The organism is Xenorhabdus khoisanae (assembly GCF_001037465.1).
In the GTDB taxonomy this organism is placed as follows: domain Bacteria; phylum Pseudomonadota; class Gammaproteobacteria; order Enterobacterales; family Enterobacteriaceae; genus Xenorhabdus; species Xenorhabdus khoisanae.
In genome coordinates this window covers 16,382-42,583 of sequence record NZ_LFCV01000064.1, presented here as the reverse complement: position 1 = coordinate 42,583, position 26,202 = coordinate 16,382, and the positions used below count along the sequence as shown (strand labels likewise).

The following is a 26,202-nucleotide window of genomic DNA, read 5'->3' as shown; positions in this document are numbered from 1 at the left end:
CCGCCCAATAGTGTTCCTTTGGTGTTTCCCTCCTTTCTCTACGTTAGTTTTCATTAAAACTCATCATAGTGACTCCAGACGTAATTAGTCTGGAGTCACAACATTTAATAGGATATATTTAAACCAATACGAAAATAAAATAACATTATTTATTTATTTAAATAAGTTATTTTTAAAAATAAGGCATTGAAATGAATAAGATTAATAATAACGAGTCATATCGCATAAATGAGTACGTAGGTGTAAATACTATAAATTATTTAAATATGATAGGTAACTGCTCACTTATTGAATTGGAACATAAATTAAAAACTGAATACAGGGTGAGAGATTTAATTAGTATATGGGTAAAGGTTTCCTTACTAATTACCAGACGTAGACCAGAGATTGCTATCTCATCATTACTTGCTCACATATTACCTCTTATTGGCGATATTGATATAAGACAATGTACAAAAATCCAATTGAATCGAGTATTCAATTACTTACTTTCCGAAGGGAAAGTTAATGAGGCCAAACGAGTATTTGCTCTTACAAAACAGTTCCTTTCATGGTGCGAACATCAGGGATACATCGAACGCAACCCGTTAGTTTCAATGACACGTAAAGACGTTGGTGGCAAGACGCCTGAGCCGCGCAGCCGTTCATTATCTGATGCTGAGATATGGTGTTTCTGGCACGGGTTAGATATGTGGGATTTCAGTGATCAAATCAGGTGGGGATTGCGATTCTGTTTGCTAAGTGCCAGAAGACCAGATGAAGTTTTCAGGGCTAAAAAAAGTGAGTTCAGCTTTGAGTCTGGTATATGGAGGCAGGGTAGCCGCAACAAATCACGCCGTAATCATTCACTACCTATTAGTAAAATGATGCGCGCCTGCTTGGAAAAGCTATTTGAAGCCTCTCCTAACAGTGAATGGCTTTGCCCATCACCTAAATATCCGACCGAACTTATATCAAAAGGCGCGCCGGCCCAATGTATACGCCGCATGGTTCGTAACTATCCTAGCTTTGGGTTGGAAGAATTTACCCCTCGAGATTTACGCAGAACAGCCAGAACCAAGTTGTCAGCATTAGGGGTTCAAAATGATGTGTCACGCAAGATAATGAACCACGCTCTTGAGGGAATAGACAGAGTGTACGATAGACATGATTACTTTGACCACATGCGAGATGCGCTTGACTTATTTTCAGATGAAGTCAAGAGGATCGTAGAAACTGACTCTTACCGCAAATTGTATCATGACTTTGAAGTAGGCAGCCTATCATTACCACCTACTTCAAAAATCTATTGTGAAGATTAATTAGTTGCTTTGCTGATAAACTCATCAGCTTTCATAGCGGCCAGTGCGGTATCACCAATATCACTACCTTTAAAGTTACGATACGCCTCTAACACTTTAACCTCATCTTGAGAAAGTGTGCGGGCGTTCTTTTCATACAGTGCGAAGATTTCAGGATAGCGAGTCTGCATGACAATTCTGAACAAGACACCCTCATCAATCCCTAACGCTTTTGCGAAAATAGAGATTTTTTCAGCCGGAAACAGCATCTTACCGCTTTTTAACATAGAAATGTTATTGTGGGCTGAATACCCTACTTCTTCCGCAATCTCAGCCTGCGACTTTCCACTTGCAAGAATTGCAGCAGCCAAAAAATCGCCGATAATATTTTTACTCATTTCTTGTGCCTTATTTAATGTGAATTTTGTAATTTAAATGTTTTTCACAATATACACGCTAAGGACAATATAAGTAAATACCTATCTATTACTAGGCATTAATTATGTCATTCAACAAAAGACAACCTTATGTATTTAAAAAAAATTTTTATGATTATTAAAAATAAGAATAAAAATAATTGCCTTTGTAGAGTTCTCATTTATATAATCCATCTCCTAATTAAGAATTATCAATATAAGTATTCAATTACATACAAACAGGGCATTAATTACATGGCAGTAATAACAAAATTGTTTGAAAAAATTCAGTCGGGCAAATACGTTCTTTTGACTGAAAATGAAATGGCTGAAATCATGGGCGAAACCTCTAACAATCTTTTGCAGATTTACACTTCTAATGACCTCATTATTCATCACCTTACAGTCAATGGTGAGTTTTATATGTTGACAGACACAGGCACTTCACGGGTTCTAATTCAACGTTAGCAGATCCGCACCTTTCAAATAAGAAGCGTATAGATTGACTGCCTATACGCTTTTTTTATTATGTCTACGCACTAAAACACACTTAACACTATGAAAAGGTAAAATAAATGATAAAAAGCGAAAAAATAAGACCGGAAGTTCTGACGTTTCGTGAATCTGTTCAGACGGTCATCAGTCTTTTGGCCGCGAAGAAAATCAAAGTGGTAGATTTCGGCTCACAAGCATATTGCGCATATAACAAAAAGACTGGCGAACTCGAATACATCAATATTCCGTCAATTCCAGACACAGCTTCCGATACATTACTTAATGCTATACGTGGTTTTATAGATCATGAAGTTGCACACGTTCTATTCACTGACCAGAAAATCTCAGCCTTTTTCTCAGACAAAAAGGCGCACTATGTTTGGAACGTTATTGAAGACACATATATTGAGCGGAAAATGTCTTCAATGTTTCAGGGGAGTCGCCAAAACTTACTAAAAACGCAGAAACATATAATTGAGAATTACTTTGCCCCTAAAATCGATGGCTACATTCACGGTTATGCAGAGGATACTCGCACTCTATTTTTGGAAGTATTTTTGATGCCGGTTTCACGCGCATTCTGCGGTCATACACCATTTGTAGACTTCATGGAGCCGTATTGGAATATGTTTGAAGGTGAATTAGCTGTACTCGATTCAATCAATTATAAAACTCGCATAAACCGAATCACTAAATCAGAAGGATCAGCCAAGTTAGCTGCCGACTTGTTACGCGCATTCCGTCTTGATGAAGAAAAGAAAAAGACATCACCTAGTGAAAGCGACTCACCAAGCAAAAAACTGGAACCAACTGAGGAGGGAGTAGACGATAAGGCTTCTAAAACAAAAGAAGAAAAATCAGATCTTTCTTCTGACAAAGGAGATAGGTATTCAGATACAGAATGCAAATCAAAAAATAAGGTAAAACCTAAAGAAGATGTTTTAAGTAATACTGGTGACACAACAAAATCCGAAACCGATGAGCCTGAATCTGCAAAATTTGATCGGGAGTCAGAGAATGGTTCAGGTTCAGAAGATGAGTCGAAAGAGGTTGATGCAAGCACAGATGGTGATTCTGAATCGGAAGAATTGACGACAGAAGATATGGCCGAGTTGGAATCAGATTATGCGCCGAAATCTAAAAGCGTGGAAGATGCCGCCAGCGAAATGATCTCTGATGAAATTAAGTCCGTCCATTCCAGTGCTTATCTGCCACTCACCCGCGTTAATGATTTCATGGGATTGTTGGAAGATGCGTCAGAATTTATCAGGAATGGAGCAGGGCGTGTTGGTGGAGCCATTTGGACTGATCACTCATATAGAGACTATGAATTTAACGAAAAGTCGGGACTTCATAATTTCAGAAAATTTATCAAACCTCAGCTCACTAGCAAATCACAAACTCTATCAAAAGATTTAGAGCGAGCAATTGCCAGCAAGAACCGAGTTCAAAAGGTTAATGGACTACGTAAAGGCAAAATTAACTCGTCAAGTTTATGGAAAATTGCGCTACCTACTATCAATGATGATCGAGTGTTTTCTAAGAAGTATGATCACAAAGCAGTTAATGCCGCTGTTCAGCTTGTTATCGACTTATCCGGTTCTATGGATGGAAGCCGAATCAAGCTCGCAACTGCCGCTGCCTACGCTTTATCTGATGCTTTGGACAAAATTAAAGTGCCGAACGTAATCACTGGCTTTACAACCGTTGGTCGTATGAAGGGTGGTGGCACTAGTTGCAGCCGTTATGAACCTTTGTTCCTGCCAACTTTAAAAAACTGGAACGAAAAAGCTAATTCCAGTACCGCAATGGCCAGATTAGGATTGTGCGTTAATCACATTCCTTTACGTAATAACGTGGACGGAGAAAGCATTCTCTCTCTGTCTCGTCACCATGTGGGTAGAACTGAAGATAAGCAAATCATGCTTGTTCTGTCTGATGGCGCTCCCTCCGCTGATGGTAGTGGCTTTAATAAGCATTTAGTTGAGGTTGCTGATTATCTAACAAACAAGGTCAAAATCGATCTGCTGGCTGTCGGCATACAGACAAGCGCTCCGGCAAGATTTTACAAGTACCACACTGAGGTTAGATCCGTAGATGATTTGCCTAAAACAGTTATTGCCGCAATCCACAACGTACTATTAGGGAATAGTATAATTCTTTGAAATTAAAGAAATTACGTAAAGTATAACACCGTTCTCCCATAATATATTTGTAGACTTTCCATAAACCGCATTTAAAAAATACGTAGGCAAGTACTTATTTACCTTCTTTTTTTATGTAAGATATATATGAATTTGAACAATAACACCAACATAAATTAAGGCTACAAGAAAATGTCAAAAGAGGCTGACGAAAAGAAAATTGCCGCTATTCACTGTGCGCTTTGCGGAAAACCAGATGTAATGATGAAACGGCATTTCACTCCTAAAGATGGTGTGTACCTGTGCTCTAAGCATCCAATTAATGAGGACGACACCCCAATGAGTCCAGACGATGCCTTAGCTGAGTACAAGCGTCTTTATCCTAACATGCAAACGATCTCACCTAGTGCATTGGACGCATGGCGTAAAAAGCAGGAAGAAAAGTTAGCCGAAGAAAGCACGAAGGTGACAATGTCCACTACGACGAGTGAGTCTGATGCAAAAATAACCCCGATACACGGTCATGTTGGTGTGACCGAATACCGCACTGAGCGAGTAGCAATAAACGAAGTGCTTGGTCTGCCAGCCGAACGTCTGTGCAACGCACTAGGCAAACCAATTGTTACTGACGTTTTTATTAACAGACCATTCCCAGAATTTGTGCCGGAAGCAAAAGATTCATACGTCTTTAATGATATCGAATTGATTAAAGACGTATTGATGATGTTCACTACCGGAATGCCGGGTTATCTATGGGGTCATGCCGGTACTGGTAAATCGTCGCTGCCAACACAGATTGCTGCTCGTTTAGGCCGTCCTCTGATCCGTTCACAACACACGGCATCCACGGAAGAATCGCACATTACCGGTCAGATACTTGCCAAAGATGGCCGTACTTATTTTGAACCTGGGCTTTTGACCTTAGCGATGAAGCATGGCTTTATCTATCTGGCCGACGAATACGATTTTGCTTATCCGCAAATTCTATCTTTGTACCAGCCTGTGCTAGAGGGAGAACCGCTGATCCTGAAAGAAGCAACACCGGAATGGCGTAAAACAACTCGCCATAAGCACTTTGCATTTGTCGCGACCGGTAACACCAACGGCTCTGGTGATGAAACCGGACTTTATCAGGGTACAAACCAGCAAAACGCCGCCAACTATTCACGTTTTGCGCTGGTATCGAAAGTGGAATACATGCCGGAAGCACAGGAAATCACAATTCTGGTTTCACACGGTATACCTGAGCAAATGGCTAAAAATCTGGTCAAGTTCGCTAAACGCTGCCGTGATGCGTATGAATCTCATGAAGTATCTCAACCTATTGGACCTCGTGAGCTGCTGAATGCTGGTATTGTCGGTGTAATGCGTAACGACCCCGTACTCGGATTGCAAAAATCCTATATCAACAAATTGCCATCTGCATCTGCTGTAGCAACCTGCGAGTTTGCGCAACGGATCTTCGGAAAAACCGCATGATCGGTTGCTTTGGCTCAATCACCACAGCCTCAGAAAAATCGCCTCTTTGTTGTACCTGTACGCACAAAGAGGCATGCCATGCAGAGGCTCAGAAGCGAATTATCACTATCTTTGGCAAATTTGAAGGCTTCCCAATGGATGCGGGGAAGAAAAAAAGGTAAAAAAATGCAAGCCCTACTTGCTAGAACCGACTTTTCATTAGGTGAATCCACCATCAAGGCATCGAAAGCTGTCGAAATTGCAAAGCTGAAAGGCTACAAAGCGATTATTTCCTCCGACACGATGAATATATCCGCTGTTATCCCGATGCAACTGGCGGCTTCTGACGAACTTTCAGTAGTATTGGGTACCCGACTTTGTATTGTTGATAATCCATTTCTGGAATCAGAGAACAAAGCACGTAAAGAGGCTGGTGAAGAACTGCTTCCGGTTATGCGTGATTTTAGCTACTCATTTATTGCTATGGTCAAAAACGAAACTGGATTCTCTGATCTCTGCTCGTTAATAAGCCTCGGATATGAACGAAAGCAATTCTATAAAACACCCCGACTGGATATTGAGCAAGTTATTACTACATATCAAAAAGGTAATATCGCTTTAATGACCGCCGATTTTGACAGCGTATTTCGCCGTCGCGATTACATGGCTATTATGGAAAAGTTAGCGTCAGTGGGTTCCGATGACCTGTACGCTGCCATATACCCTATGACTTCACCTTTCTTTGACCAGATTAATATTAAATCTTCTCTTGCTGCCGATACTCTTTCACTGAAAAAAATAGCCTTTTATCCTGCATATTACGAAATGCCCGAAGACGCAGATCTGAAAGATGTAGCGTATCAGGTATGCAATAACGTCAAATCAGATCAAATACACCGCATGAGAATCCCTTACGTGCGTGATAACGCCATTAACGATCGTGTTCATCTACTCAAGAACCTTAAAGAATTCAGTGTGCGAACATCAACACTTGTTACGCCAGCTATGGTTTCCACCATGCAAGATGAGCTAATCGAAAAGTGCAAGTGGCGGTGGCACAAGATGGACGTCGCTTTGCCTAAAATGGCAGATGATGAAGCTGTAACGTTGAAAGCAATGGCGATCTCTGGACTCAAAGCCAAGCTGACAGGGCAATCATTTGGCTACACACCACCATCAACGCAATGGCAGGCTTATATTGATCGCTTGAAATACGAGTTAGAGGTGTTAAATCGTCTAGGCTTTTGCGGCTACTTCCTGCTGGTTTCAGATCTTATGCAACATGCACTAAAAACCAAAGTGCCAGTAGGGGCAGGACGTGGTTCTGTGGGTGGTTCGCTTGTTGCATGGTGCGTTGGTATTACAGATGTTGATCCTATCCGCCACGGGCTGCTGTTTGAACGTTTCATTAACCCTGAGCGTCTGGACTTGCCGGATGCTGATTTGGACTTTTCACAAGCTAAACGCCACCTTGCCATTCAATATCTCTATGACAAATACGGTCAGGACTATGTTGCTGGCATCGTTAACTATTCATATTTAGGGGCTGCATCGGCAATCCGTGACTCTGCAAGGATTTTCAACGTTCCGGCAAGCGATCTATCTGTTTCAAAGGAAGTCGGTTGGGCTGTTAAAGATGGTGATGATCTTCCGCTCGAAGAACTTCGCACCGAACTGGCATCACTCGATAAATATGCAGATAAATATCCACAAGCCTTTTCCGCTGCCTGTAAGCTAAAAAGCATGATGCGAAGCTATGGCCGCCATGCTGCCGGTATGATTGTATCCAGTGTACCAATCCATGAACGTGCAGTAATAGAACTACGCGGCGATGAGCGTGTAATCAATTGGGACAAACGCCATTGTGAAGATATGGGATTAATCAAATTAGACGTGTTAGGACTGGCTACGCTCGATTTACTGCAATTGGCAGTCGATTATATAGATGAGCGTTATGGCTCCGGTACAGTGAAATTGAACGAAGTTTCCCTTGATGATAAAAAAGTCATGGCTAATTTCGCTGATGGGCGTACTAAGGGCGTGTTCCAGCTTGAATCTGCGCCAATGCGTAAGCTACTTAAAGATTTAGGTAGCGGTCTTGATCCAGTGTCTTTTGAGACAGTTGTTGCGACAACAGCGTTATTCCGACCGGGTCCTATTCAATCAGGCATGTTAGATACATTTGTTGGAGTCGCTAAAGGCTTCCATGAACCAAGTTCACTTCACCCGAAACTTGATGAGCTAACCAAAGAAACAAACGGTGTTATTCTCTACCAAGAACAGACGATGAAAACAGTACAGATACTCGGTGGATTTACACTTGCCGAGGCTGATGGTGTCCGTTCCGCAATCGGCAAGAAGGATACGGCAAAAATGGCTTTGATGGGTACTCTATTCAAAGCACAAGCCGGAGCTGGTTGGATTGATGTGTTATTTGAGGATAGAGTAATCAAAACAGTGCATCGTGCAGAGCATTTTAAATGTGGAGACACTAAGTTGACCGTAGAAGATGCTCTGAGAGCCGGTCTTGAGCTTCTTATTGAAGACAAGTTAGTTAACTCTATTGTTTCGGGATCAGAGCAACCGGGTTTATCCGAAGAAAAAGCAAATGAAATTTGGGAAGCGCTGGAAAAGAATGGATCGTACCAATTCAATAAATCACATGCAGTGGCCTATACCCTAATTAGCTACCAATCTATGTGGCTGAAAACTTATTATCCGGCTGAGTTTTTTGCTGCGGCACTGACGATTCTAGGAGAAGATAAGCACCAAGATCTCGCCAATGATGCGTTGGATTACGGTATTGTCATTATGCCCCCTGATATCAACATTTCCAGTCAGCGAATGGAAATTAGAGATATTGACGGGCGCCCTACTTTGTTTGCTCCGTTTAGTGCCATTAAAGGCTGTTCGTCTACGGGCAGCATTGCGATTGTCAATGCCAGAGATAAGGTTGGTGGCAAGTTTGAAAGCAAGTCTCAATTTGTAGAGGCAGTTAATAAGAGATCTTGTAATTCTCGTGTCATTGAAGCCTTGGATTTAGTCGGTGCTTTTGCAGTGATAGAATCAGATCAACCACCTGCCACAGACGAATCACGCCGGAAAAATCAGGCTGAAATGATGGGTAGCCTGATTGTTGAAGCAGTCAAAACTTCCCGTAATTTCATAATAGATGAGAAGGTTAATGCCAATATCAATTTGTTGATGAACCGGATTGCCAGTGAAACCGGATTAAAGGACGGCCTTGTTCGCCCTCGTACCGGTCGCAAGCCAAGATTTATGATTATTCTTGACGGAGCAAGCAAAGGCGACTCAACAAACGGTTACTTTATGGAGTCTGGCTATAACGAGTTCAAAGCTATTCTGGCAAACGCAGGTTTCTTGACGGGAGATCTGTACATCACCGGCGTGCTTAAAAAGCCGAAAGATGAGGGAATGAAGACGTATTCCAAAGAGGATATTGTCGCATTTACCGAGTACATGAAAGCCGAACTGGAGATTGCAAAACCCACCTATGTCTTAGCCTGTGGCAATTTGGCAGCTTCGCTATTCAACAACAAATCAAAGCCATCTGACCTTGTTGGTAGAAAAGAATACTTTTCAGGAATGGACGCCACCGTGTTTTATGCATTCAATCCTAACATTCTCTATTTTCGACCAGAAGAAGACGAAAAGCTGATAAAAATCGTTGAAGAAATAGCAAACGCAGTAAACGAAAGTTAATGCCACAAGCCGTCCAGTTATGGTTTAGTGCCTCTCTGGGTGGTTTATTATTTCAATGTAATTAGTTAAGAGATAAGCAAAATAGAAATGAAAAAAGCACAGCCTGTTATTACAGATCAAATTCGTGAAAAAGCTAAATTAATGGTACTGACTTCACCTTACGGGAGATTCATCAGTGTTACGACCACTTTAGAAATCGTCATTGCTTTGGCAAAAAAAGAAAAAATACGTGTTAATCGCCGTCTCCGTGATGTGGCTAAAGGTATGGTAGGTAAATATGAGCTGGACGAACTTAACCGGCTGCTTAAAGAGATCGCATTCAGTAGCAACACAGAAAAAGCATTTCAGAAACTTGTCAATTATCGTAACAGCTTCCTATCTTCGGCTGAGGAACGTATAGCCTTGATGAACGAGTTTATTGGCGGTGATTTGGATGATTTGATTGAACAAGGTGTCCCACGCGAAGAACTGACTAAAAAGGTTCGGTTATTCAGGCAACAAGAGACGGAAAGACGAAAGGCAGCGTAATGGAAAAAATCAAATTAAAGCTCACCTACTTTAAGCCAAGCGGCAAATACTATACAGAGGAAACGCTTGAAGCGCCAAAAAATATGCCGTGGCACCAATGTCTGGAATTGGTTGAGTTTCACTTTGTCGGCGGCTGCTTGCCGGGACTTGTTACAGGTGAAAAAGATTACATTGTCCATGTCACCAGTGACGATCATCCAACGGCTTGTCCAGCGCTTGTAAATAAATCTTTGCGTCATGTAGGATCATTGACGCATAATTTCGACCTTTATTCATAGGTATATAAATACATATTTAAATTAATTAATATTTAGTTATTAGGCTTTATCATATGACAGAATCAAATCAAAGTATCAAAGAAACTATCATTGATCAGATAGAAAAAGACCTTAAAACAGACCTGACAGACCTCGATACAGTCTGGTCAACACAGCCCCTTTTAATGATGAAATATGCCGCCAAACAAGCTGATGCCGAGCGTATTTGTTTAGAAGAAAAGCAACGTATCGAGGGGCTTGAAGCTGCTATTTATAACATCGTCAGATCGGCACGTAGTATGAACGGCACAAAGAGTTCCGAGTCGGCTATAGATGCAATGGTAAGCCAGATAGAGCGCCATTATTCCGGTGAAGAAGCTGAATTAAATCTCAAGACGTCCTTTATCGAAGAATTGCCGGAAAAGGTTATTACGATTACCCGTGCTCTCGTCTCTACTCGACACAACTACAACCACAATAAAGAGTTAGCAGATCTCTTTAAAGCCGCCACAGAAGCCTTTCGCCACCGCAGAGACATGATTGTACAAGCCTCAAAGAAAGCCACGCTGGATTACGAATATCTGAATGCCGGAGCGTTTGCCGGAAAGAAATGAAAAGCCCCTTAAAAAACAGCTTTAATGTATGTATTTACTGATTTATTATTTATTCGATCTTAATAAGCAGGAACATTAATTAACTTACCAAATTAATTAACTACCTAAGCACACAAGCCAATAAACAAAACAAATTAAGGAAACAGATATGTCTACATTGTTAGAGCTAATCAAAGGTAAACGTAAAGAGCTAGCGTCAAAACGCGCAAGCCGTGGTGTCGATATTGCCAAGTTACAAAGTGGTGTCCAGTATCTTCGCATTTTCCCTAATGTAGAAAATCCAAACGCAGTCTTTTATCAGCCATTCGGTATGCACTTTGTTAAAACCAAAGAGGCTGGTAAAGAGAAAACAGTCGCTTCTGTCTGTAAGACAGCAACATACGGTGAATCATGTGAGTTATGTGAAGCAATTATGGAAGCAAAAGCAGTCCATAAAGGCAACTCCAGCATGGAAGACTTGATCTCCGAAATTCGTTCAAGCCAACGTTACATTATCAACGGTGCATTAACAGCTACACCAGATATCAATCTGGCCGAAAAAACTCAATTGGTTGAACTCCCTCAAACCGTGTTTGAAGACGTTCTTAAATCCATTGAGGAAGATATGTCCGATGAAATTGGCGAACCTTTAGATATCGAAAAAGGTTACTGCTTTAAAATCGAACGCACTGGTGCTGGTCGTGATACTCAATACACCGTGTCACCGGTACGTAAAGATGGCAAAGCTGCCGTTCCAACTAAATTGCTTTCTTCCATACACAATCTCGAAAACTTCGCCAACGGTTTGAATGATGCTAATAAACTGGCAATTGCTGGTAAAGCAATCGGAACACTAACTGGTGTTTCAGTCGCTATTAGCTCAACTATGGCTCTCCCTGCCACTGGTACAACTGGAACAGCATTGCCGGGCTTCTCAAGTCTTGCTGCTGGTACAGGTTCAACCACTGGTACAACTGGTAACGCTGCCAAAGAAGCTGCTCAGGAAGCTGTAGCTGCTGAGTTCACTGGTGTTGCAAGTGTATCAACCGTTACGGAAACACCAACTGCTCACGTTGCTCCTGCATCATCCGAAGCATTAGGCGGTGATGAGCTGGCTGACATGATGGCACAGTTAGAAGGTCTGTAATTGTAACTTTGGTTGTGAACAAGGGCGCATTCGTGCGCCCTTATCATTAGGAGAAACTATGAACCTTTTATTAGTTGATGCACACAGTCAAGGCTACTATCACCAGCAATCAGCAGCGACATTGAAAGTTGGCGATATGGAGGTACAAGCTATCTTCAATACGCTACGATCTGTAAAACGTATCGCCTCTATCAAAAAAGCCCGCGTTATTGTTCTTTGGGACGGAAAACCGCTAAAGCGTGAGGCATTGTTTCCACAATACAAAACACGAGATCCGAACCCAGACATGGAAGCAATGAAAGAGAAATTTAAGCAGCAACGACCTCTCATTCAGGAAGCATTTTCATACTTAGGCGTTGAACAGTTTATTGCAGAAGATGGTGAAGCTGACGATTTAGCAGGTCTTCTGGTTAACACTGAAAAACTCAAATATGATCACATTTATCTTCTGACCGGTGACGGTGATTGGAAGCAATTGGTTGATGAAAACGTGTCTTATATCAATCAGCGTGACGATAAAATCCTGCGCCTTGAAAAATTCTTTGAAGACACCGGTTATCACACTCCACTTGCTTTCGTTCAAGGGAAAGCTCTTCATGGCGATAACTCAGACACCATACCTGGAGTTGGTGGAATTGGTGAGAAAGGAGCAAAAGAGTTTATGGCTGAATATGGTTCTGTAGCCGAAATTCGCCACATCGTCCTAGCTGGTGAAGAACTTATGAAGAACCGTGCTCGTAAATCGTTTGAGAAGCTGTCACACAACGAATTTAACGAAAAGCAGGGTCTTGGCATGATGGATATCTTCAAGCGCAACCTCAAGCTAATGATGCTGCGTGGCTGTCCATTAAAGCCAGATACTATCCGACAAATCCCGATGGATTACGATCCTGAGAAACTACATCAATTACTGCTCAAGTTAAATTTCCAATCAATCCTAGACGATTTAGAAGTGTTTCTTACCCCATTTGAACGGTATGGACTGAAAGGTGGAGCCGTATGATCACTTCACTAATAACCAAAGACCTAAAAATCACTCCAACCGACTTAGCGAAGGAAATTATCAACCTATACGGTCGTGATGGCTTGGGTCGTGTTCGTTCCATTCTGGCAAATAGCGAAATCAGTGTAACCGAGCGTGAGTTGGAAATCGTATACGGGCACTGCCTAACCATCTATAACCGTGTCTGCAAACATTTGAGTCAGACCATTATTGAAATTGACGTATTAAAAACTGTTTACCCGTTGGAGAAAGCGTAATTATGGCAAAGAACGACGCATTAAAAAAATTCTTTAAAAACACTGTTAAATCTAACGCTAAACAGCAACACGTCAATGTGTGGCTCGATACTGGTTTGCCTCATCTGAATAAAGCTGTTTCAGGCAAATACAGTGGCGGTTTCCCATGTGGCCGCATCATTGAGATCTTTGGTTGGGAGTCCAGCGGCAAAACCTATATTGCAACCCAAGCAATGAAAGCCGGTCAACAAGCAGGTGGAGTTGCTATTTTTATGGATCATGAAAAGAGCTTTGATTCCCTGCTGGCGGAAAAATGCGGCCTTAATGTAGGTGATGATGGAAATTGGATTTACCAACAGCCGGAGACGTTTGAGGAATCGATTGAATACGCTGCCTCAATTGTCAAAGCAATGCGTGACAGCAAAGTTATTCAGCCAGAATCCCCTATTGTTCTAGTGTACGATTCACTGGCATCAATGGTGCCGAATCAGATCTTCCAGAAGTTCGAAAATAAGGCTTCTGGTAAAGGCAAAGATAAAGATAACCTGAACATGAACGACAATACTGCATTAGCTCGTTGCACGTCTTCACACTTCCCTGCTCTCGCGCAATGGGCGAGTAAGTATAACGTATGCATGATCTTTTTGAACCAATGTCGCTTAGATTTAGGTGTCACTTTTGGTGATAATACAAAAGCACCGGGCGGTAAGGCTCCGGGCTTTTACGCCTCCGTTCGTATCCAGCTATCCAAAGCTCAAATTAAAGATGGGGCTGAACGTATCGGTGACGTTGTAACGGCAAAAGTCATTAAAAATAAAGTGGCCCCACCTTTTAAAACCGCATCGTGGAGTTTCTATTACGATACCGATATTGGTATCGACTCAACCGAATCTTTAGTTGAGCACATGCTGAATATCGGTTATCTACAAAAGAATGCATCCGGTCGTATTCTCTTGGGTGAAAAAGCCTATTCACGTAAAGAAGTTGTCGAAAACTTCAAGAAGCTCCCTACAGAGAAAATCATTGAGCTGCTTGAAAAGTGGCATACTGAAAATGCAGAGATTGCAGATGCCGCAATGGATGGTGGTGAGTTGGAAGATAACGAGGAAGAATAATACATATCAACGAGGGTGCTATGCGCCCTTCCTACTTCCCATTCTATATTTTTATCAACTAGATACAAATTAATTATTTTTAAAAATTAGAAAAATCAAAAAATAACTAATTAAGTAAACAACATAAATATCTTACGGTTAGTGTTTTCTAATTGAGTTATATTGCAATTATCCTCTATAGAGGATATTATTGAATTATCCCCTGTAGAGGATATTATTGAATTATCCCCTGTAGAGGATATTATTGAATTATCCCCTGTAGAGGATAATTATTTTTTGTCCTTTGGAGGATATTTATGAAGATCACATCACCTAAAACACTTGCGGTGGCAATTAGAGATAAACGCAAGGAAATGAAGTTCACGCAAAAGAATGCCGCTGAACTTGTAGGAATGAAACAGAGTACAGTATCTGCTTTCGAGAATGATCCAGAAAAATGCAAAGTTGAGACATTGTTTAAATTGTTATCTGCATTAGAACTACAACTAGTTATTACTGAGCGTAATCCAGATAAGGATACAAATAATGGTTGGACTGAGGAGTGGTGATAAATGAAAAGCCAGCACTTAACTGTTGCAATGAACGGTACAGAAGTGGGCATTTTATTCCGTGATACCAGTGGAGCAATGTCTTTTCAGTACAAAAAGTCATGGATTAAAACCGTTGGTTCGCGAGCTATATCATTCTCCTTACCCCTGACCTCTCATAAATATACCGGACGTGAAGTATTCAATTTTTTCAGCAACTTATTACCTGATTCAAGCATTATACTTGCACGTATGCAGGCAAAATTTAAAATAGCTACTTCCCATCCGTTTGACCTGTTGGCTAGTGTTGGACGCGATTGCATTGGAGCAATTCAGCTTTATCCAGAAGATTCAAAAATTCCTCCCGTAAGAGAAATACATGCAGAACCACTTAGTGAAGGGGATATAATTCAGTTAATTGATGATTATAGAACAGCCCCTTTAGGGATGAATAATGACACTGATTTCAGAATTTCTCTAGCTGGCGCACAAGAGAAAACAGCCTTATTATGGTATCAGGAACGCTGGCAACGCCCTATCGGTAGTACACCAACCAGCCATATTTTTAAACTTCCAATAGGAAGAATAGAACAAAATAATATAGACCTAAGTGAAAGCTGCGAAAACGAATGGTTATGTTTGAAAATTGCCAAAGAATTTGGTTTTCCAGTAGCAGATGCTGAGTTAGCAACATTTGGTAATAAAAAAGTATTAATAGTACGGCGTTTCGACCGACGATGGTCTAATGACGGTTCTTGGCTAATGCGTCTACCACAGGAAGATATGTGTCAGGCTTTAGGGGTATCTTCCGCACAAAAATATGAGTCTGATGGAGGGCCGAGTATTTCAGATATAATGAAATTACTTATTAGTTCTCGACAATCAACACTGGATAGAGAAACATTTTTTCGTACTCAAATTCTATTTTGGCTATTGGCTGCGATTGATGGTCATGCTAAGAATTTTAGTCTCTTTATTGACGCAGGGTCATCTTTTACCATGACTCCTTTATACGATATCATATCAGCCTATCCTCTGTTTCATCCTAAAGGAATTCCACAACAAAAAGCTAAAATGGCGATGGCTCTACAAGGGAAAAATCGTCAATATCATTGGGCTAAAATTCTACCGCGTCATTTTCTGAATACTGCTGATCATGTTGGTATTTCTCCAGAGCTAGCAAAAAAATTCTTAACAGAGATAGGGCAACAAACACCTGACGTTATCCAGAAAGTTTCGGCGCAACTACCTGATAATTTCCCTACACACATCAGTGATGCCATATTTAAAGGAATTGAAAAACAGGCAATTAAGCTCCTCAAAGCAATACTAGGATAGCTCACATAACTTACCTACTCATCATATCAATGACCTTAGCAATAATCTTGAACAGCATATCTAGTTAATTTTAAAGGCACTTTATTGAGTGCCTTTTTCATTTTGGCAAAATATCATCAGCAATTAAACAATCACATTATCTTAATGATAAAAATTAGATAATGTGATTGTTTCTATCTTTACTCTTATAAGACAAACCACTATAGTACGTATTAAAATACATACATAAAGATATTATGAATCACACAATTATTGTACTACTCATGCTTTACATTGGCGGAACTGGTTTAATGCTCGAATCTATGTTACGGCACAACATCCGTCACCCATTTTTGAAATGCTGGTTGTGGATGTTCATCTGTTGGCCTCACATCAAATCAGAGATGGCTAGACTGATAACCTCATCGGCTAAAAGGATGCGAGTTAAAACTGATGATTATCCAATTAAATAAACATGCAAAAGGCCACGTTAAGCAGCCTTCAAAGCCCACCAATGAGTTCTGAGGCTTACTCTTCATCCACTATCTTTATCATTTCTACAACAGAAGCCATAGGCATAAACAGTTTATTCTTCGTTCTCGGAAACTCCTCAAAGCCAATATTTGTATATAGCTTTTGGCTATTTCATTCTTAGCTTCAACGATAATCATCGGGATAGAAATAGACTCTGATGAATCTATAGCTTTCCTAATTGCATCTATTAGTAAAATTTCACCAACAACTTGTCTTTAAAAAAGATTTTTAAACAACTAACCGACGCAGTACAGGCTAATTGCAACGGCAATCCTCTTATCGACCTCTCAAAAAGCTACTCTCTATAGTGCTCATGCTCCTTCATCACATCCAGCACTTTCAAAAAACAAAATCAAACATAATAAATTGAAAAATATCAAGTTTTTATCATTTTATAAAATATAATGATATTATATACATTATAACTTTATAGATTTTATGATATTATATATTCTATAATATTAAGGCAAGTACAAAGATTAACTTTAAATAAGGATAATAATTATGAAAAAAACTAACCCAAGAATTGAACATGAAATTACTACACATTTAGCTGAAATTTATCACAAAGGATCAACTTACATTCCTCTTTTCAAGATTCTCCATTGGTTTGAAAAAGATGGCGGAAAAATAACTAAGGCATTCTTTATAAAAGAAATTTTTAGCCGTTGGGCAGATTATCTAGGAAAGGATGACCATACTGTAGACTTCCCAATTTCTGTAATCAACGTACTCAGTGATCACAGTGTAGCGAAACCGGAAGGCTATATAATTTTTCAAAATTCCTTTTTGTATATAAATGCAGATAGTAAAAAGGAAGAAGACATTGAAGAAGATGATGATGAGTAAAAACTCCATTTCATAGAAGGAAACGATCAGACAAGCTGATTTCGAGTACCGTCATCATTTGGACAAGTTGGAGAAATAATTATGGCTAATTACATAGAATTATTAGCAAAAGAAAGTCCAGAAATGCAGGCTCATGTTGAAAAGCGCATTGAACTGGCTAGCATCAAATTAGCCCTTAGTCAGTTACGTGATGAACTAGACATGTCACAAGCGGAACTGGCTGCCATTATAGGTGTTCAACAACCTTCTATTGCTCGAATGGAAAATGCTGATCATGATCCATTACTTTCGACGCTCAAGTAGCTACATATAGTGGTCATTCATTTATAGTGCGTAGTACCATCTATTAATAACAGAAAAAACCCGCACATAAGGCGGGATTTTCTGATTTTGCAAAGAGGATATTTTGAGTTACGAGTGTTTCGCTAGTTCACGCCTAGCTAATTCGGCAAAGAATCCGCTACGGCTGTGGTACTCACGATGTGAGTTTACATAGTCATCAATTCTTACCAACAGAAATTGTGGTAGTGTGATGTTTAATTTAGTCGTTTTCCCTTCGTATTTAGTTAGATCTATATCGACATAAGCCCAGATTCCACCTTGACAATCGTCATCATTCAGGTGTTCAGCTACAGTTTTTGCCTCTACAGGGGTGTTACCATTCTCACTCATATATTCAAAGTAAGTATCTAAAGCATTTGTAGCATCAGAAATTGCATCGTCTATAGTATCACCAGCGAAGTAACAACCAATTACGTCTGGAACGAAGCCGGAAAATGAACCGTCATCAGCCTGATGTAAATATATTGGGTATCTCATAGTTACCTCATTTTAAGTCAGGATAAGCGACCATAAACGGCCGCTTAACTTCATTGTTATTTCAGTTTTGCTTGTTTTAGTAATTTGTTTAGCGTTCCTACCGCAATATCTTTACGCGGGTGAGGAATTACTAACGGCAAGGGTTCTCCTGATTTCTCGAAAACATGGTGAGATCCATTGATCCTAACCAATGTCCAGCCGTTCGCTTTAATTTTCTTAATTAAATCATCGCTACTCATTTTTCTCCTCATTTGCAAAAATCAGAGTAATTTTACTTCATTTAATACCCACCGTCAACACCAATACCCACTATCAACACCTCCTGATAATTATTAAGGAAATACACCACCCAACATCACAGTAATGAGTAATGTAGTGCAAAAACTATGGACGTTATTTATAAGAAACATGACTACTATAAAGAGTGATTTACTTCTTCCTATAGTGGTCTAGTGAATACTAGTAAGAGAACACAAAAAGTTACGCCGTCACTATTAATTGAATTGGTATCCTTACAGAAGGAGTTTAGCAGACTGCTTTAATGCATTTCTTCACAAATAAATTTACCAACTGATTGTTAAATTTATTATAAAAACTAAAGCACGTAGCATAAAAATACAGTATATATATTATACTCACTTACCTGTGAGCCTCTTGCACATTAAAGTCCATTACTAGGTAGCATCATATAATTAGGAGGTTACGTTGGTATTTTGTACAGCTTGTGGAAAGGAAATCGCGGAAAATGATAATTTTTGCTCAACATGCGGTAAAACGAGAGGAGGCACCTCTATCGTCTTTGGTGATAATAGTTTTAATGCCCTTAACTCCGAGATAAAAGATAATGTTATCCATGTAGGTGACAGTTATACAAATTCGAATAATATCGACCCTTCTACTCTAAATATCCAGCGTTCTTTCGTAAAACTTCCTTGGTCAAAAGAAGGTAAACTGGCAAAACGTTCAACTTTTTTAAAGCTAGGTACTTGGGGAAGTCTTGCTAGTATAGCTGGAATTTTCTTACCATTCCTTACAGGAAACTACTATTTACACTCAATCGCGCTCATAGCTTTAGTATTCTCTCTACCTATTTTGCTTATGGGGTTACTCATTAACCGATTTAAGTTCCAACATCTTCTCGGTCTGCAAAATCTGGAAATTGGTTTAAAAGAAAACATTTACTTAACTAAAATAACTTGTGATTGCCCGTGGTGTAAATCTGAAATGAAACTGCGTATGATAGGCTCTAAAGAACATCGACAGCATCTGCTAATATGCGCTAGAAATCCATCGCAGCATAGAATTATCTTCGACCCTACTGTTTTGCCAAATATAGAAGAATAATTCTAATACCCTAATCCAAACCCAAGTAACATAAAAAAGACCACTATAAAGAGTTAACTTCTCACTATAGTGGTCGTTAGATGTTTACTTTCTATAGTGGTCTTAATCCAGATATCACTTTGATTTTCTTATTTTTTCTAGTAACTCCAACTCTTCCCTAGTCAGTTCGGCAAGGATAGTATCATCACTTCCTTTAGAGGCTTTACTCTCTTTAGTGGTCTTTCGTTTCCCAACTGTTTTGATAACCTTGGTTTTTTTGAGCTTAGGCGTCCGCTCGTGGATCATGAAGTAAACCGAGTTCCCTTTCTTAGTTTCGGTAAAGTCTAGATACCCAATTTCTTTCAACTGCTCCATAGCCCGACGAACAGTAGCATTCTGCGTATTGACACGAGATTTCAAATTTAACCGCGCTCTAAGCCTTGCTAGCGATACCGGAGCTGGATTTGATGGCAAACTCTCAATGAACGTATAAAGCGCCTGAGCGCTCTCTTTACGCGATAATTCATTAATGGCTCGTAGCTGCAATAAAACTTTGTGGTCGAACTGGTACAACTCAAAAATTTTTGGGTCGGCTTGTAACGTCACCGTATCTTTCTGCATGTCGTAGTAGGCTGACTGAACCAGATGGGAGTGATACGCCTTTGTATCACTCGTAAACGAGAGAGTTGTAGAGACAATACGCCGCAAAGATTCATCCAGTCTTTCACGTAATCTCTTTGATGAGCGGGATGAGGGAATACCGCATAACTTGATAAAATCGACAAACTTCAACGTGACCTTGTCACCAATGACTTTGTGCTTGGCAAATGAATGGATCACACCTACCCACGTTTTGAAATCATTATCCATATCAAGACGTTCGCCAGTTATCTTGATATTCGTATAACCCTCAGATTTAGCCAGCGATAATTGCTTCAATTCATCAGTTGCATCCATTGAGGCCATCAGGTTACGTTTACTACGATTCGTCGATTTAAGGGTTGGTACAAACAATCCGAGGCGCATTAAAGCCACTGGCTGCACTGTATTGTTTGTGTTTGGCATTAACGTGACTAATTCACCTGTTTCTTTTCTCACCTCTGAAAAAGCTTGAATTAATTCCTCGTCAAATAAGGTATTTTCAGGCAAAACAGTCCCCTCTCAATTGAATTAATTAGGCTCGTTTACTCATCATAGTAGTCTATTATTATTGTCGATAGTGGTCATGTCACATTCTATAGTGGTTTATTTACTCTTCATAGTAGTCATTTTACTGTTCATAGTGGTCATGAAATGATTAATCTATTTGATATACAAAAGAAAATAAGAAAATGAATCTCTATGTACTTATAGAACTCTTTGGTACTTACTTATTAGGATCTAACCTGTTGATATGTAAAAAAGCCCAATCAATCTCCTTGTGGATAGAATCTTCCTTTACTCTCCATAGTAGTCGTAGTTTCTTTCTACAGTGGTTTGTTTACTCTCCATAGTAGTCATAAAAGCTCATGTTAGTGGTCTAAATACTCTTTATAGTGGTCGCAGATCCACTCTCAAGCCTTATATGATGCGGGATTCCAGCTACGGGGATCTATATTGATCTTATATAGATCTCTTAGGGTCTTATTATTAGATCTATCCTGTGGAAAATATGAGTAACTTAGCTTTTGACTACTCTTTTACATCTAACTATTTGTTAAATAATTAATTATAAATACACATATCTGAGAATAAAAACAGGTAAAGCAACACAACTTCATTTTTTCAGATATGATTTACCGCATAATCTGACAAGCAGTAAATAAGACAAATTAATGACCGATCATAAACAAAAACAGAAAAGGGTCAGACGATTGGAAACAGGTGTCTATACCATCGAACCGAAATCCCTGCGATCCCGCAATAACCATCTATGCCAAATTTGTTCCATCATATCTAACTGCCCTATTCAACGTGCTCTAAAACTCACTGAGAGCCATGCAGAAGCCACTATACGTACTTGTGCCAGATTCGTACCATCTATCTCATTCAGAACGCCCTACGTTGGCTTAGAGTTCCCTATTTTTAACACTCTAAGAGCGGGCACAACATGGCAAGAAAGATTAGTAAAAGGAAAAGTTATTGCGCTGACTGACTCTAAAACAGGTGAAATCCTCCGGTTTGGAATGGTACGTAGCGTTGTTTCAGGTTCTATCGATAAAATGCTTGAGATACACGCTCAATTCAACCATCTTGCTATGGGAGGCAAATCTATCGATGAAGTGAAAACTGTTATTCAGAAGTCCTACGGCCACTTTTTAAAACCTGATTCCAAATTAACCGCTATCTATATTGAAAAAGTTAGTCATTCACTTATCGATGAGATAGATAGGAAACTCGGTGATCCACCTGAAGCCATACAATCGAACGTGATTAATCTATCATGGCATCACAACCAGTAATCCTCTCTAAAGGCGCGTAACACCTATAGCGCCTTATTTTCTTTCTTCTTTGCCTTTTCTATTCTGTTATTATCCTAATTTCAATATGTATATGAATACTTACATAAAGGTAAAGATAAATGAAAAAAGCGCTATACGGATTAATATCTGACACGCATTACCATGTTTGGGATGCCTTTGCGACCACTTCACACAATGGAATGAACTCTCGCCTAAAAATTCAATTGGATGCTACTTGGGAAGCAGCTGTCGCAGCAAAAGAGGCTGGTGCAAAAGCGTTATTTCATGCAGGTGATGTTTTTCACGTTCGTGGCTCCATTGCGCCTACAGTTCTTCATTTCACATCAGAACTGTATAACAAGATCATCAATACGCTCGGTTTACCAGTGTACATCCTTGCTGGCAATCATGATTTAGAAACTAATGATTCTGTATTTTCAGCAAATGCTTCGGCTTCGTTTTCCAAAATAGGCGCTAATATTGTCTGTTCTAAAACACCACAATCATTTGATCTTGATGGTGTAAAGGTTCACATGATTAGCTGGTATAGCGACCATAGATCATTACTGAATACAGTCAAAGAACTGGCGAAAACCATTGATATATCAGTTCCAAATGATCTGATTATTCATACCTCAATTAACAAAGCGATCCCCGGCATGCCAGATGTAGGTATGGAGGCAGAAGAGTTTAACGGTTTGGGTTTTCGCTATGTTCTTTCTGGTCATTATCACAACCACAAAGAAGTTATTCCCGGTGTTATTTCGGTTGGGGCACTGACCCATCAAAACTGGGGAGATATCGGCACTACCGCTGGCTATATGCTGATTAATCAAGATGGAACATATAGCCAACATGCAACTAAAGCCCCTATTTTCCTTGAATTGGATAACGAACTTACTCCTGAAATGGTGAAAGGCAATTACGTCCGAATTCGCGCTGTCATCAAAGATGATGAACACGGCAAGAAGTTAGAAGAAATGGCAAAGCTGCTAGGAGCAAGTGGTATTACTCGTAATTTTACGAAAGAAGCCTCTCTGGTAAGTGTTGGTACTGCTACAGCAGGAACAGCCAAGATAGATAGCCTTAAAGAATCTGTCGGCAATTACTGTGTACTTATAGGGAAATCAGATACCTCTATTGATGTGACAAAACTGACAGCGGTGTGTGAGGACGTGTTATCCCAAGCAGAGGGAAAAGAATAATGAAATTCATCAAAATGACTGTTGAAAACTTTATGAGGATTGCAGAAGCAGAAGTTGAACTGAATGACCGTGGTTTAATTTTAATTCAAGGTAAAAATACTGACGATACCTCAGCAAACAGTAATGGTTCAGGCAAATCCACTCTAATGAATGCCTTATGTTGGGGGATTTACGGTGAAACAGCTAATGGGCTGAAAGCTGATGATGTGTTAAGCACAGGATTTGAAAAGAATTGCCGAGTTTCTATCGTAATTGAAGATGAAGACAGCAAACGTTATTCCATAATGCGCCACCGTGCTCATACTACCAATAAGAACCGCTTAATGGTGTCTTGTGAAGATGGTGACCTGACAAAAGGTACTGACAAGCTCACTCAGGAGTTTATCGAAAAGCTGATAGGCGCTTCCAAAGAGGTATTTCTGGCTTCAATCTATGCCAGTCAGGAAAACATGCCTGATTTACCGGGCATGACCGACAAGAATCTGAAAGCTATTGTTGAAGAAGCTGCGGGGGTTGATCGTCTTACCTACTCGTATGAGATTGCTCGTGAGAGGCACAATGCAAAACTTGCTGAACGTGATGGTGTTGATGGGAAAATTACTGTTGCTGACCGTGCATTTATCAGTGCCCTCGAAACGTCTGAGGAAACTGAACACTCTGCTGCCAAATGGGAATCGCAACGTAAGGTACGTATTACAGAGGTAAAAAAATCCATTGAATTGGCTGAAATTAATCTGGCCGAATTACAGTTGTCCAGTAGAGATAACCCATCACTCGAGTCAATCGATGAAAAAATTACCGACATTCGTACCGAAATTTCAGGTGTCACAGAACATGATCATAAGGTCAGTGAGCTTGAGTCTGCAATTGCGAAAACTCGTTCAATGCAGATGATAAAACAGAATGAAATAGATCGCCTAAAAGCACAAGCTAAACGAGCTATGACCAATGCCACGGAAGTTGTGGCTAAAGTCGGTGTGCCATGTTCTGAATGTGGTAAACCTTACTGTGAAAGCAATTTGGAAACTGTCAAAAAAGGTCATGTTGATAAGGCTAGAACAGATATGACGACCATTACTGTTGAGCTTATTCCGGAGATTAATAAAATCACTGAACAGCTTACAAAAGCAGAAGAAAAGCTGACAATCTTAAGAACTTCACGCCCGAACATTGATGTTCAAATGGAAAGCATTGCTAATCTTCAAAAACAACGAGCCTATGTTGAGAAATCAACCACTAATGAGAAAACCGCAGAAATTTATTACAAGGCAGAAATTGATAAATTAAAAGTGATTGAAGCTGAAATTAACCCATTCACCGGACTCATTGAAAAGACCAAAAAAGAAGCCTTGCTCCTAAAAGATAATTTAAAGATTTTAAAAGAGAACAAAGTAGTTTTAGATGGTGAATGTACTTTGTTAGAACATGCACGGAAAGTATTCTCTCCGTCCGGTGTCAGAAGTCATATTCTGTCTAATGTTACGCCTTTCTTAAATTCTCGCACTGCGGAATATCTCAATACGTTATCTGACGGTTCTATCGAAGCGGTCTGGTCTACGATGGAAACCACCAAAAAAGGTGAAGTTAAGGACAAGTTTAATATCGCGGTTTCTAAAGAAGGTGCATCTAAGTCTTTTGCCGGTTTATCTGGCGGTGAAAAACGTAAAGTCCGTATTGCTACCGCATTAGCACTACAAGATCTGGTTGCCAACCGTGCAACTAAGAACATTCAATTATTCATCGGTGATGAAATTGATGATGCACTGGATGTAGCAGGTCTGGAGCGCTTGATGGCAATTCTTGAGGTTAAGGCTCGTGAGCGTGGCACAGTGATGATTATTTCCCACAAGGAAATGAAATCATGGTTCAGGGAAACAATCACTGTCGAATCAAAAGGCGGTCGTTCTTATGTCAACTAAGTTACCTCTTGAATCTGCTATTGCTTCGGCGATAGCTGTTTCTGATGCAATCAATCTAAGCCGAGTCTACAACTTAATGAACGTGAAAGGGATTCCGGTTTTAGCTTACTCTCATTCAATTGATGAAAATTTATGTGTAGCTGAGTCTGGAATGGAGTTTGAAAAATCAGACGCCACAGGCAGTTTTGCTATTACTCCTGACAAATGGCGTACGTCCAAGCCGTTACTGCAAAAAGTTATGTCGTCCGCAGCTATTGAAAAAATTGATAGTTGGTTGTCGATGAAAATGTTAGAGGGGAAAGAACCTTTAATGGTTCATTTCCACCGTGTTAACACGGTGCTTGATGGAAAAAGCGAATATATCATCATGCCGATCCTGACTGACTGCGACGGCAAAGATATTCAAGAAAACCGACGTGTTTTGATTGAGGAGATCAATCACGTTGATTTAAACGCAACACTACGTATGGCAACTCACTATCACGCTGCTATTGAAAAACTCACAGAAACACTCAAGAGAAACTTTTTTGAGTCTGGTGATACCAGTGGGCTATCAGTTTCAAAAAAACGATGTACAAGCCATACAGACAATATTTACGGGGTAACGTGTGGTGACTTCGTGTTTAAAGTAGAGGTAAAGCATGATTGTTCTAAACTCACTCAGGATCTAAACGCAATTGCTGCTTTGTCACGAAACTACACTTTGTCAGAACAATTTAATTCTGAAAAATTTAGTTCATTTAGTTCAGTCACAAAATCACCTGAAACTACAAAAATCGAAATAGCTAAGGTATCAGAAATAAGCATTGATGACGGAATTGTGAGTATTGCTGTTAACGGTAGAGCGTTTGAATTTGGCTCTTTTTAGTTAAA

At 39.9% G+C, this 26,202-nt stretch carries 25 protein-coding genes; 21 read left to right on the top strand and 4 right to left on the bottom strand.

The window, feature by feature from the left end; genetic code table 11:
* The first annotated feature begins 191 nt into the window (after nucleotides 1–191).
* The gene (locus tag AB204_RS10590) at nucleotides 192–1,301 is read left to right on the top strand and encodes a tyrosine-type recombinase/integrase (protein WP_047963339.1); all 1,110 of its coding nucleotides are present in this window, start codon (nucleotides 192–194) and stop codon (nucleotides 1,299–1,301) included.
* On the opposite strand, the gene AB204_RS10585 is transcribed toward AB204_RS10590, so the two are convergent.
* The gene (locus AB204_RS10585) at nucleotides 1,298–1,678 is read right to left on the bottom strand and encodes a helix-turn-helix domain-containing protein (RefSeq protein WP_047963338.1); all 381 of its coding nucleotides are present in this window, start codon (nucleotides 1,676–1,678) and stop codon (nucleotides 1,298–1,300) included. The genes AB204_RS10590 and AB204_RS10585 overlap by 4 nt on opposite strands.
* A gap of 273 nt (nucleotides 1,679–1,951) precedes the next feature.
* Here AB204_RS10585 and AB204_RS22375 point away from each other — a divergent pair, with 273 nt between their 5' ends.
* The 15 genes from AB204_RS22375 to AB204_RS10510 all read left to right on the top strand — a co-directional run bounded on the left by AB204_RS22375 (nucleotide 1,952) and on the right by AB204_RS10510 (nucleotide 17,925).
* On the top strand, nucleotides 1,952–2,164 hold the full coding sequence (locus tag AB204_RS22375; protein ID WP_152671531.1) for a hypothetical protein: 213 nt from the start codon (nucleotides 1,952–1,954) through the stop codon (nucleotides 2,162–2,164).
* A gap of 107 nt (nucleotides 2,165–2,271) precedes the next feature.
* The gene (locus tag AB204_RS10575; RefSeq protein ID WP_047963336.1) at nucleotides 2,272–4,356 is read left to right on the top strand and encodes a cobaltochelatase CobT-related protein; all 2,085 of its coding nucleotides are present in this window, start codon (nucleotides 2,272–2,274) and stop codon (nucleotides 4,354–4,356) included.
* Between the two features lie 171 nt (nucleotides 4,357–4,527).
* Entirely contained in the window at nucleotides 4,528–5,814 is a 1,287-nt protein-coding gene (locus AB204_RS10570; RefSeq protein WP_053067884.1) for an AAA family ATPase, read from the top strand.
* A 165-nt stretch (nucleotides 5,815–5,979) separates the two neighbouring features.
* Entirely contained in the window at nucleotides 5,980–9,516 is a 3,537-nt protein-coding gene (gene dnaE, locus AB204_RS10565; protein WP_047963366.1) for a DNA polymerase III subunit alpha, read from the top strand.
* Nucleotides 9,517–9,603: 87 nt separating this feature from the next.
* On the top strand, nucleotides 9,604–10,044 hold the full coding sequence (locus tag AB204_RS10560; RefSeq protein ID WP_047963335.1) for a hypothetical protein: 441 nt from the start codon (nucleotides 9,604–9,606) through the stop codon (nucleotides 10,042–10,044).
* Complete coding sequence (locus AB204_RS10555; RefSeq protein WP_047963334.1) at nucleotides 10,044–10,322, top strand: hypothetical protein; 279 nt, start codon at nucleotides 10,044–10,046, stop codon at nucleotides 10,320–10,322. The genes AB204_RS10560 and AB204_RS10555 overlap by 1 nt, the downstream gene beginning before the upstream one ends.
* Nucleotides 10,323–10,375: 53 nt before the next feature.
* A complete protein-coding gene (locus AB204_RS10550; protein WP_047963333.1) occupies nucleotides 10,376–10,915 on the top strand; it encodes a hypothetical protein in 540 nt (179 codons plus the stop codon).
* A 148-nt stretch (nucleotides 10,916–11,063) separates the two neighbouring features.
* Nucleotides 11,064–12,041 carry a hypothetical protein gene (locus AB204_RS10545; protein ID WP_047963332.1) on the top strand — a complete coding sequence of 326 codons (978 nt, stop codon included), beginning with the start codon at nucleotides 11,064–11,066 and terminating at the stop codon, nucleotides 12,039–12,041.
* A gap of 58 nt (nucleotides 12,042–12,099) precedes the next feature.
* A complete protein-coding gene (locus AB204_RS10540) occupies nucleotides 12,100–13,044 on the top strand; it encodes a 5'-3' exonuclease family protein (RefSeq protein ID WP_047963331.1) in 945 nt (314 codons plus the stop codon).
* Complete coding sequence (locus tag AB204_RS10535; RefSeq protein ID WP_047963330.1) at nucleotides 13,041–13,301, top strand: hypothetical protein; 261 nt, start codon at nucleotides 13,041–13,043, stop codon at nucleotides 13,299–13,301. The genes AB204_RS10540 and AB204_RS10535 overlap by 4 nt, the downstream gene beginning before the upstream one ends.
* Nucleotides 13,302–13,303: 2 nt before the next feature.
* Entirely contained in the window at nucleotides 13,304–14,395 is a 1,092-nt protein-coding gene (locus tag AB204_RS10530; protein ID WP_072061425.1) for a recombinase RecA, read from the top strand.
* A 296-nt stretch (nucleotides 14,396–14,691) separates the two neighbouring features.
* Nucleotides 14,692–14,943, top strand: a complete 252-nt coding sequence (locus AB204_RS10525) for a helix-turn-helix domain-containing protein (RefSeq protein WP_047963329.1) — start codon at nucleotides 14,692–14,694, stop codon at nucleotides 14,941–14,943.
* A 3-nt stretch (nucleotides 14,944–14,946) separates the two neighbouring features.
* A complete protein-coding gene (locus AB204_RS10520) occupies nucleotides 14,947–16,260 on the top strand; it encodes a type II toxin-antitoxin system HipA family toxin (protein ID WP_047963328.1) in 1,314 nt (437 codons plus the stop codon).
* Nucleotides 16,261–17,277: 1,017 nt separating this feature from the next.
* The gene (locus AB204_RS10515) at nucleotides 17,278–17,622 is read left to right on the top strand and encodes a hypothetical protein (RefSeq protein WP_047963327.1); all 345 of its coding nucleotides are present in this window, start codon (nucleotides 17,278–17,280) and stop codon (nucleotides 17,620–17,622) included.
* 81 nt (nucleotides 17,623–17,703) lie between these two features.
* Nucleotides 17,704–17,925 (top strand): helix-turn-helix domain-containing protein, encoded by a 222-nt coding sequence (locus tag AB204_RS10510; RefSeq protein ID WP_047963364.1) that lies wholly within the window; start codon nucleotides 17,704–17,706, stop codon nucleotides 17,923–17,925.
* A 108-nt stretch (nucleotides 17,926–18,033) separates the two neighbouring features.
* Here AB204_RS10510 and AB204_RS10505 read toward each other — a convergent pair whose 3' ends face one another.
* The gene (locus AB204_RS10505) at nucleotides 18,034–18,441 is read right to left on the bottom strand and encodes a type II toxin-antitoxin system HicB family antitoxin (protein WP_047766559.1); all 408 of its coding nucleotides are present in this window, start codon (nucleotides 18,439–18,441) and stop codon (nucleotides 18,034–18,036) included.
* Nucleotides 18,442–18,497: 56 nt separating this feature from the next.
* Nucleotides 18,498–18,680: a type II toxin-antitoxin system HicA family toxin gene (locus AB204_RS10500; RefSeq protein ID WP_047963326.1), complete on the bottom strand. Its 183-nt coding sequence runs from the start codon at nucleotides 18,678–18,680 to the stop codon at nucleotides 18,498–18,500.
* Nucleotides 18,681–19,146: 466 nt separating this feature from the next.
* Here AB204_RS10500 and AB204_RS10495 point away from each other — a divergent pair, with 466 nt between their 5' ends.
* Complete coding sequence (locus tag AB204_RS10495) at nucleotides 19,147–19,785, top strand: zinc ribbon domain-containing protein (protein WP_047963325.1); 639 nt, start codon at nucleotides 19,147–19,149, stop codon at nucleotides 19,783–19,785.
* A 114-nt stretch (nucleotides 19,786–19,899) separates the two neighbouring features.
* On the opposite strand, the gene AB204_RS10490 is transcribed toward AB204_RS10495, so the two are convergent.
* A complete protein-coding gene (locus tag AB204_RS10490; protein ID WP_047963324.1) occupies nucleotides 19,900–20,913 on the bottom strand; it encodes a RepB family plasmid replication initiator protein in 1,014 nt (337 codons plus the stop codon).
* Between the two features lie 665 nt (nucleotides 20,914–21,578).
* Here AB204_RS10490 and AB204_RS23480 point away from each other — a divergent pair.
* From AB204_RS23480 to AB204_RS10470, 4 genes are all read left to right on the top strand, one after another.
* Nucleotides 21,579–22,205, top strand: a complete 627-nt coding sequence (locus AB204_RS23480; RefSeq protein ID WP_047963323.1) for a hypothetical protein — start codon at nucleotides 21,579–21,581, stop codon at nucleotides 22,203–22,205.
* Between the two features lie 119 nt (nucleotides 22,206–22,324).
* Nucleotides 22,325–23,410, top strand: a complete 1,086-nt coding sequence (locus AB204_RS10480) for a metallophosphoesterase family protein (protein ID WP_047963322.1) — start codon at nucleotides 22,325–22,327, stop codon at nucleotides 23,408–23,410.
* Nucleotides 23,410–25,329 (top strand): AAA family ATPase, encoded by a 1,920-nt coding sequence (locus tag AB204_RS10475; protein WP_047963321.1) that lies wholly within the window; start codon nucleotides 23,410–23,412, stop codon nucleotides 25,327–25,329. Before AB204_RS10480 ends, AB204_RS10475 begins: the two co-directional genes overlap by 1 nt.
* Nucleotides 25,319–26,197, top strand: coding sequence for a hypothetical protein (locus AB204_RS10470; protein WP_047963320.1), 879 nt, complete (start codon nucleotides 25,319–25,321; stop codon nucleotides 26,195–26,197). The genes AB204_RS10475 and AB204_RS10470 overlap by 11 nt, the downstream gene beginning before the upstream one ends.
* Nucleotides 26,198–26,202 lie beyond the last annotated feature (5 nt).